This window comes from Acetobacter sp. DsW_063, from assembly GCF_002153745.1.
In the GTDB taxonomy this organism is placed as follows: domain Bacteria; phylum Pseudomonadota; class Alphaproteobacteria; order Acetobacterales; family Acetobacteraceae; genus Acetobacter.
The window spans coordinates 1-8,120 of sequence record NZ_JOPL01000140.1; the positions used below are offsets into that span (position 1 = coordinate 1).

Genomic DNA, 8,120 nt, shown 5'->3' on the forward strand with positions numbered 1-8,120 from the left:
CTCGACTGCCGCAGTTCGATCATCTGCCGAATTTTGAAAATTTGTAGAAGAGAACTGGTGCCGACACTCGGAAAGATCGGGGCTTTATCTAGTGCAGATGTATAACGATATCAATCACTTAACTTTACTTAAAAACACGCGAAATCCGTTGTTCTGACCCCTGTCTACACCAAGTTTACACCATGTCGTATGGCCCGTTCAGGAGGGCCAAATGGCGTCAATCGTGAAACGTGGTCAGTCATGGCGCGCAATGGTGGTCCGTAAGGGCAAGCGGGTCAACGCGACGTTCGATAGTCGAGCTGAGGCGGAGGAGTGGGCGATCCGAGCCGAAGCGGCCATCCTTGCCGGGCAGGCCCCTGCGAAGCTGGCTCCGGTTTCAGGCAAACAGACGGTGGCCGACATCATCGAACGGTATAGCCGTGAGGTATCGCCATCAAAGGGCGGCGTGCGTTGGGAAGTTATCCGCGCGGATGCTCTTCGCAGGATACCAGCTTTCAACGTCCCGCCGAGCGCCTTCGGTCCGCAGGAACTGGCGGCATGGCGAGACCAAAGGCTTACGTCCGTTGCAACGTCCACCGTCAACCGTGACCTCAACTTCATTTCGGCCGTGATCAATCACGCAATGAAGGAGTGGCGGGCGCCTTTCGCGGCGAACCCGGTGCATCTGATCCAGCGCCCAAAGAACCCTAGAGCAAGGAAGCGGCGTGTTTCGGCCGAGGAGCGTGCTGCGATCGCCGAGGCCCTCGGGTGGAATCGAGCTTCTCGCCCGCAGAACAGGATGGGATGGGTTGCAGTCGCGTTTTATCTTGCGCTCGAAACGGCAATGCGGAAGGGCGAAATCCTTTCGTTGCGCTGGCAGGCGATCAACCTGGAGAAACGATACGCTTACCTGCAGAAGACAAAGAACGGTGATGAGCGGTACGTGCCTCTTTCGTCAGAGGCGATCGCTCTGCTGCGCATCATAGGGCCGGGGAGGGGTGCTGAGCCGGTTATCCCCGTTGCGTCCGGGACACTGGATCAGTTCTTTCGCCGGGCGCGCGATGTTGCCGGGCTGCCGGATCTGCATTTCCATGATTCGCGTCGGGAGGCAACGACGCAGTTCAGCAAGAAGCTGTCTAATGTGCTGGAACTGGCGGCGGTGACGGGGCACCGGTCGCTCAATGTGTTGAAGGATTATTACAGGCCAGATCCGAGTGAACTGGCTAAGAAACTCGGATGATGGAATGGAAAAATTTCCACACGTCCCGACGGGTAATTCGCTGACTGACATCAGAAGGGGCGGGTCTGGACGAATGCGATCCGTTTTCGCACAATGGTCGTCGGCTGCCAGAAGCGAGATCTGCTGGCGCGGAGCTCAAGCATTGCTCCGATGCCTGGAGGGGGCGCAGGACGAATGACAGGCTGGTCCCGCAGACTAACGGTCACCATCGCAATAACGTTGGTTTGCTTCACTTCTGCCCTCAAGGCGAGGGCAGCTCCGTCCGATCGCATTATTCGTTTCACAATGAGCGATCCTGAGGAGCGGGGAAAGTCTGCGACCGTTCGTCTGGGCATACCTGAGGATTTGTTTGAACGTGGTAGCCTGCCGCCAGACGGTGGAACGGCTGATTCGACCCTTATAGAGGTAATTTGGCCTGATTGGACTGGAGACAAGAGCGATATCCACGATAATCGCTGGCTCCAGCTCCTGCTCGAACCCATCAGCCTTGGCGTCACCAGGACGCAGGTGGCGCAGTGGAATCTGCAGATGTATTTTCGGGGACATCCTGGCGACAAATTCGATAAGGCTGAGCTAAATCTGCAAACGCCTGCTTCGACATCTGATGGTCTCGATAATCCAGTCGGATTCGGTATCATGAAAGTCGAGAACAAGACGAATATCTTTCTCTTTAGGGATGAAGATGATTTCTTCATCAGCGGTGAAGGGAAGGATTTGGCGGTGATTCGATGCGACAGGCCCGGCCCTGCGTTCCCACAATGTCAGGAGCGGTTCCTTTACAAAGACATGTCTGTGCAGGTGGTCTATTCCCGTCAGCACGCGCACGAGTGGCACGCTGTCGAGACATCTGTGCGAAGCCATATAGATAGCTGGCGTGATGTATCGAGGAGCGGCATTTGAGCGCGGGCTCGAAGGGTCCGTCAGCGACTCTTGATGTCTTGGTTGGCGGGGGGACCTGCCATTCCCGGCGCGGCTTTCGAACGTCGGTTTTGTGCCAAACGCGGTCTATCGCGGTTCACCTAAAAACGTCGGCTTTCGGGCAATCGCTATCATCACTTAGATGTCTGACTTGACGGCGTAAGCGGTCATCAGCGCGAGAGGTTGGTGCTGGATCATCGGTTGTGAATTAAAGATCTCGCGTCTATCTGTGATCAGCAAAGCGAGAGCCTCTCGCTGAATCGTCCGCAATGCGTGAACCATCCTTCGACAAGCATTGCCGGCTAAGGCCAGCCAACGCCGCCGCCACTTTCCACCTGCATACCCAATCCCCAATGCAACCCTCCCGCCCGCGTGTGACTTCTATCTCCATCACCGCGAGAGGGAACCGACGCATGACCATTCAGGGATTGAACCGCTTCACAGGCCGCAAGGTGCTGGTCACGGGCGCCGCGTCGGGCATCGGCCGGGCGACGGCCCTACGGTTTTTGGAAGAGGGCGCCCAGGTCATCTTCGTCGACCGCGATCGCCAGAAGCTTGACGCTGTGATGAAGGGCCTCGACGCGAGCCGCGCGTTCGCGTCCCTGTCCGATATCTCGATACCATCTGAAGTCGCCGAGCTGCTGTCATTCACTAAGGCGAAGCTCGGCGGGCTGGACGTGCTGGTCAACAACGCTGGCGTGACCGCTCTGGGCACGGTGCTCGATTGCGACCTCGAAACGTGGGGCACGGTCTGTGCCACGATCCTGACCGGGACCATCAACGTCAGCCGAAGCTTTCTGCCCCTGCTGATCGAGAGCAGGGGCAACATCGTCAACACGGCCTCTGTCTCGGGCATGAGGGGGGACTGGAACACGGCCTATTACGACGCGGCGAAAGGCGGCGTGGTGAACCTTACCCGCGTCATGGCGATGGATCACGGCCACACGGGCGTCCGCGTGAACGCGATCTGTCCTTCGGTCACACGCACCGGCATGACTGCGGAGGCTGTGAAGGACGAGGCCTTCGTCAAAAGCGTCGAGGACCGCATACCGCTCCAGCGGCTCGGGCTGCCGGAGGATATGGCGGCCGCCATCACGTTCCTCGCCAGCGATGACGCCGCTTATATCACGGGGCTGATTATGCCTGTGGATGGCGGGGTGACGGCTTCGAACGGTCAGCCGCCGTTTCCGATGTCGTAGATGGGGGGGGAAGGGGAAGGTCTCCTAATGAAGGAAAGGGCAAGAAATCTGACATATGAGCCACAGATTCTAAGAGCCCTTTTGGAAATTCACGGATGAGCGTTTCGGCGTAGCATGAGGCTTCCCAATATCTGAGAAATTTTAGCTCGATCGGAGACGGAATACCGCAGGCGCTGGAAAAATAGCTATCCATCTAGAACCCTGATAGGGTCTTATCTATCCCGGTTCAGGGGTGCTGATATATCGCGAGTTGTCGAACGGATTTTTAAGTGCAGTTCAAAGATCTAAAAATTGATACCCCCGAGCAGTTGGCCATAGCGATGGGTTGGTCCAACGACCAGCTCACTACGCGTCAGATCAAGGCACCATCGGGAAGATCCATTTCGCTACAGAGCGCATGCCTTGATGGAGAAAGCGCTATTGTCTTTTCACATTTCGAGGGCCGTGCAACTCGCGAACACCTCAATACTGTGTCATTATATGGCTACCATGCTTGTTTGCCGTGGGGAGTCGTAAAGGATAACGAGGGCGTCCATATTCTAAGTACACGCTGGCTGCGCGATAGCGAATGGTACCGTCTGGATCCTATCGAAGTTACAGAGAAAAGTGGCGACAGCAATCTTCTTGAAGTATTCACACCAAACGCGTTACGCCAAGGCGAGCCGGCCCGACGGCTCTTGGAAATCGAACAGCCCACGTCTTTTCTCAAGGGTGTCGACGAAGCACTGGTGGAACGCCTCGATGCGTGGCGCGAAAAAGCTGTACGTTACTCCCGCGGAGCCGTGACGCGGATCGATGAACAGCTGCAAACACTTTACGCGCAGCTGTTTGTACTGCGCACCGTTGAAGATCGCGGCATGGATGACACCATTCCGCCTGTTCTTGAGGTTGCGGTCACTCCTGAAGTTTTTGACCAAAAGAAATGGGCGACAATTTTCCAGCGTGCTCAGCGATACATTGGTAGCGATCTTTTTTCCGAAGATGCTACCGACGGGATAGAACCATTTATTCTGAGCGGTGTGATCCGCGATCTTTATTTTCCAAGCCGCGTGCCTGGGCGGGACGTCCGCTATGACTTTTCATGGATCAGTGCAGATGTTCTAGGATCGGCCTACGAAAAATATCTTTCGACTATATTACAGCCTGCTCCATTACCAGATCAAAAAGAACTTTTCGTCCAACCTCAGCGCGGAGTGGAACGTCTAAGCGTTCGTAAGTCGGCTGGTGTATATTATACACCACGATTTCTTACAACGTATCTTGCGACTAGTTGCCTGGACAAAGCTTTCACTGATCGAAAACCTGGGACCATTCCCAAGATCATCGACTTTGCCTGCGGTTCAGGATCCTTCTTGGTGGCGGCCGTCGATAGACTCTTGGGCCATCTCAAACGACAGGATCCTCAAAGGACTTGGGCACGCGAGATTATCGAAGGCGGATACCTCGTCGGGATCGATATTGATGCGAAGGCAGTGACGGCTGCGCGGCTGCATCTTTGGCAGCGACTGATCGAGGAACCACACGCTCTTCCGCTCCCAAATCTTTCACGTGTCATCCGCCAAGCCGATGGCCTTGACGGCGAAACTTGGCAGGAACTGGATGGCGAATACGATGTCGTACTAGGTAATCCGCCTTTCCTAGCAACAACGTTGGTGACAAACCGCGATCGGCTGGAGACCACCTATACGACAGCGCGTGGACGATACGATTTTTCCTCACTCTTCGTGGAACGTAGTGTCCAGATCTTAACACCAGGCGGCGTGCTCGGCCTTGTTATTCCGAACCGCCTGTTTATCAATAAGAGTGCTGAGTCGCTCAGACAGGTTCTCACGACACAGTGTCACTTAGATGTGATCGTCGACTTCGGTTCTACAAAGCTTTTCGATGCAGATGCATACGTGGGATGCATTATTGCGCGGAAACCCACTGCGGTGACAAACCAGACTCCAGTGCGGGTTTTGAAGGTAAACTCACTAGAACCTGACTTCATGACTTCCGAGCTTCTTGAAGCAGAAGAGCATGACGTTGCTTTTCCAGGTGGGCAATTAGTATCTTATGATGCACGCCAACCGAGTGCTGAACCATGGCAATTGCTCTCAGTGCAGGAACAACAAACGCGGATTCTCATCGAAGAGGCTTCGTTCCGGCTGAACGAGATCGCAACTGTCGCGCAAGGTATCCGAACCGGTGCAAACGATATTTTCGTACTCGAAGTGATCGAGGACGATGGTTCATCGCTAGCCAAGGTGATCAATGGGTTGGGAGAGCAGTGGTTCATCGAACGCGATCTACTTGAACCACTCGTTTTTGGGGCAGAGTTGGTTCGTTTCAGTAATGTGCAGCCGTTACGCAAGCTTCTTTATCCCTATCGGAATGGCCGTGCGGTGTCCGAGATCGAACTCCGCCAACGCTACCCACGAGCCCAAGAATATTTCTGGGCTTACCGTGACGTTCTCTCGATCCGCTCTAGCCTTCGCGGTACGGGTTCGCAGCACTATGAGCTTATTCGCCCTCGCGACGAGAGTTGGCTTCGGCGCCCGAAACTTCTGATTCGAGATCTCGCACCAGCAACCGCCTTTGCTGCCGATGTGAAGGGGAATGCATTCCTAGTGGGCGGTACAGCGATTGTGCCGGCTGATCCCAACCACACTCTCCCTCTTCTAGCCTATCTTAATAGTCCCCTCGTTAGCCGTTTCGCTGAACGTCTAGCGCCCACTTTTCGAGGCGATTTCTTTAAGTTTGAGCCCGGCGTCCTTGGCAGACTGCCTGTTTTATCCGTAGTGTTAGAGGACGATAATGTGATGCAGGAGCTTGGGCAACTAGCACGGCAACGCATGAATTTAGAAGCATCCAGTGCGGCATCAGTTTCCATTGAACACACGATCAATGGTCTGATCGCCGATCTTGCCCATCGCGTCGGAATAGATCTTAACTGACATGGTGATGTTCACCGTAGAAGGCGCAGATATAGACCTTCCCCGCAATTTGGCGTTGATTGACACCAACATCTTAGTTGCGTTTGCAGATCCGACGGATGATCATCATTCGTATGCTCAGTTATTTATAAATGAACAAGAGGATTTCCAGCTTGCGGTAGCTCCACCGGTCATAGGAGAAGCTTGCAGTCTCCTGATTGGGAAGCGTAAACGGCGCGATCGAGCCGAATGGCTGCTGCAATGGCTACTCAGTCCAGGAAGTGGCATTCGGTTGCTTCCAGCGCCTCATGGATCAGCCGAGGATGTTATTCAGCGCTACTTAGGGGCTGACGTCGCGTGGATGAACCGTCACAAACTCGACTATGTAGATGCATATCTTATGCAGATGGCTCATCAGATTACTTCCAATTGCACGTTTCGACCTGATCTTGTCATAGTGACAAACGATCTATCTGATTTCATCCGATGCTATGGAAGCGGATACAAGTATCGGATACATGACATCTCTACGGGCGATACAATTGGCGAGTGATTGGCTGTGAAATTTATCACTGTTACGTATCCATCGATGCCCTTTGATTGGCAGCCTCAACAAGATCGTCGTGTGAGAACTACTCTATCCCAAAAGAAAAATCTTAGAGTAACATTTTGAAAATAATATGTCTGTTTTTGAAAAATAAGATTGCCTTCAGAAACGGTAGAGAAGGGGCGTGTGCTGCCTGTCTGCTTAATTCTTGAAGCCGACAGGCAGTTTAGCGAGGAAAGTGAAGTGTCGGTTTTTTGTCGGACCACTTCGAGGCTGCAGGCAATCCGAAATGGGATCGACGCAAGGCCGTGTCTGGTGATCAGGGCAGCTATTCGTAGAAGCTACTGGTATCTACCGAGAGTCGGATTGCCTCCGCGTCTATGTCGAGCGGCTTGCCTGCCGCCGCTATAACTCTTGCCTTGTAGGGGTAGCTGTCGTCTGAGCGCATGCCGATATCGTGCACGACATCTGAGTTTGAGCCATATTGCAGCTCCACTTCGACATCGCCGGTCACGCAGTACTCGATCTCGGCCGCATCCAGGCGCCGCACCTTAATCTCGTCGATTACGTGCCCATCGACGCGTGTATGCGTTGAGAGTTCGTCAAGTTCTTGGATTGTATCGAGGATCAGGCTTTCGAACACCGCATCCTGCAGTGAAGTGCTAACCGCATCCTTAATCGAATGACGCGCGTTGGCAGCATCTTCGAGCAGCGTGTGAATTTCGGTCAACACGTTGTAAAGCATCTCGCGCACCGCGCTACCCTTGTAGACCACCGTCTCGGCGCGTACGTGGGTTGCCTTGTGCAGCTTGTCCATCGCTGCAAGCAGCGGTTTCGCCATCGCGTCAGCATCAACCTTAATTTTCTCCTTCACAAAGTCGTTGGGAAGTCCAGCCTGGACAATATACCGCGCGCGTTGGCTTCGTGTGACGGTCTTGGTATCCGTAGCTTGTTTGAACCAGATGCAGCGCCGCACCTCGTCCTCGGGCGCTAGACTATGCAGCACATGAGTCGCCAACTCACGCAATGCGCTCGCCACAAGATTGCCGCGGATCGGGTTCGTTTTGTCGCGCCCGACCTTGATCGCGCCCTTGCAGATCTTTTCGAGGAACCGGTCGCGCGGGCCGTGTCCGATCAGATCGCGTCGTGCGGCCTCGACATCTTCCCACGCGACGCTATTTGCCATTCTATTCTCCCTTTGCCGCGATCTCTGCGCGTAGTTCGCATTGTAACATTTAAGTGGGGCATAGAGCGGGCGAGATTGCAATTTCAGCGTAAGCATCCGGGGAGTGCCGCGTGCGTGTTCAGGCGGCGTGAGTATG

General features: G+C 54.4%; 6 protein-coding genes. 5 read left to right on the top strand and 1 reads right to left on the bottom strand.

Annotated features, from left to right (window positions below; all coding sequences use genetic code 11):
- The first annotated feature begins 211 nt into the window (after positions 1-211).
- The 5 genes from HK28_RS13295 (at position 212) to HK28_RS13320 (ending at position 6,804) form a co-directional block, all read left to right on the top strand.
- Entirely contained in the window at positions 212-1,219 is a 1,008-nt protein-coding gene (locus HK28_RS13295) for a site-specific integrase (RefSeq protein ID WP_086645017.1), read from the top strand.
- A 174-nt stretch (positions 1,220-1,393) separates the two neighbouring features.
- Positions 1,394-2,119: a hypothetical protein gene (locus HK28_RS13305; RefSeq protein WP_158093480.1), complete on the top strand. Its 726-nt coding sequence runs from the start codon at positions 1,394-1,396 to the stop codon at positions 2,117-2,119.
- A 431-nt stretch (positions 2,120-2,550) separates the two neighbouring features.
- Positions 2,551-3,336 carry an SDR family NAD(P)-dependent oxidoreductase gene (locus HK28_RS13310; RefSeq protein ID WP_086645020.1) on the top strand — a complete coding sequence of 262 codons (786 nt, stop codon included), beginning with the start codon at positions 2,551-2,553 and terminating at the stop codon, positions 3,334-3,336.
- Between the two features lie 269 nt (positions 3,337-3,605).
- The gene (locus HK28_RS13315) at positions 3,606-6,272 is read left to right on the top strand and encodes an Eco57I restriction-modification methylase domain-containing protein (protein ID WP_143217432.1); all 2,667 of its coding nucleotides are present in this window, start codon (positions 3,606-3,608) and stop codon (positions 6,270-6,272) included.
- A gap of 1 nt (position 6,273) precedes the next feature.
- Positions 6,274-6,804 carry a type II toxin-antitoxin system VapC family toxin gene (locus HK28_RS13320; RefSeq protein ID WP_086645022.1) on the top strand — a complete coding sequence of 177 codons (531 nt, stop codon included), beginning with the start codon at positions 6,274-6,276 and terminating at the stop codon, positions 6,802-6,804.
- Between the two features lie 322 nt (positions 6,805-7,126).
- On the opposite strand, the gene HK28_RS13325 is transcribed toward HK28_RS13320, so the two are convergent.
- Positions 7,127-7,984, bottom strand: a complete 858-nt coding sequence (locus HK28_RS13325) for a hypothetical protein (protein WP_086645023.1) — start codon at positions 7,982-7,984, stop codon at positions 7,127-7,129.
- Positions 7,985-8,120: the final 136 nt, after the last annotated feature.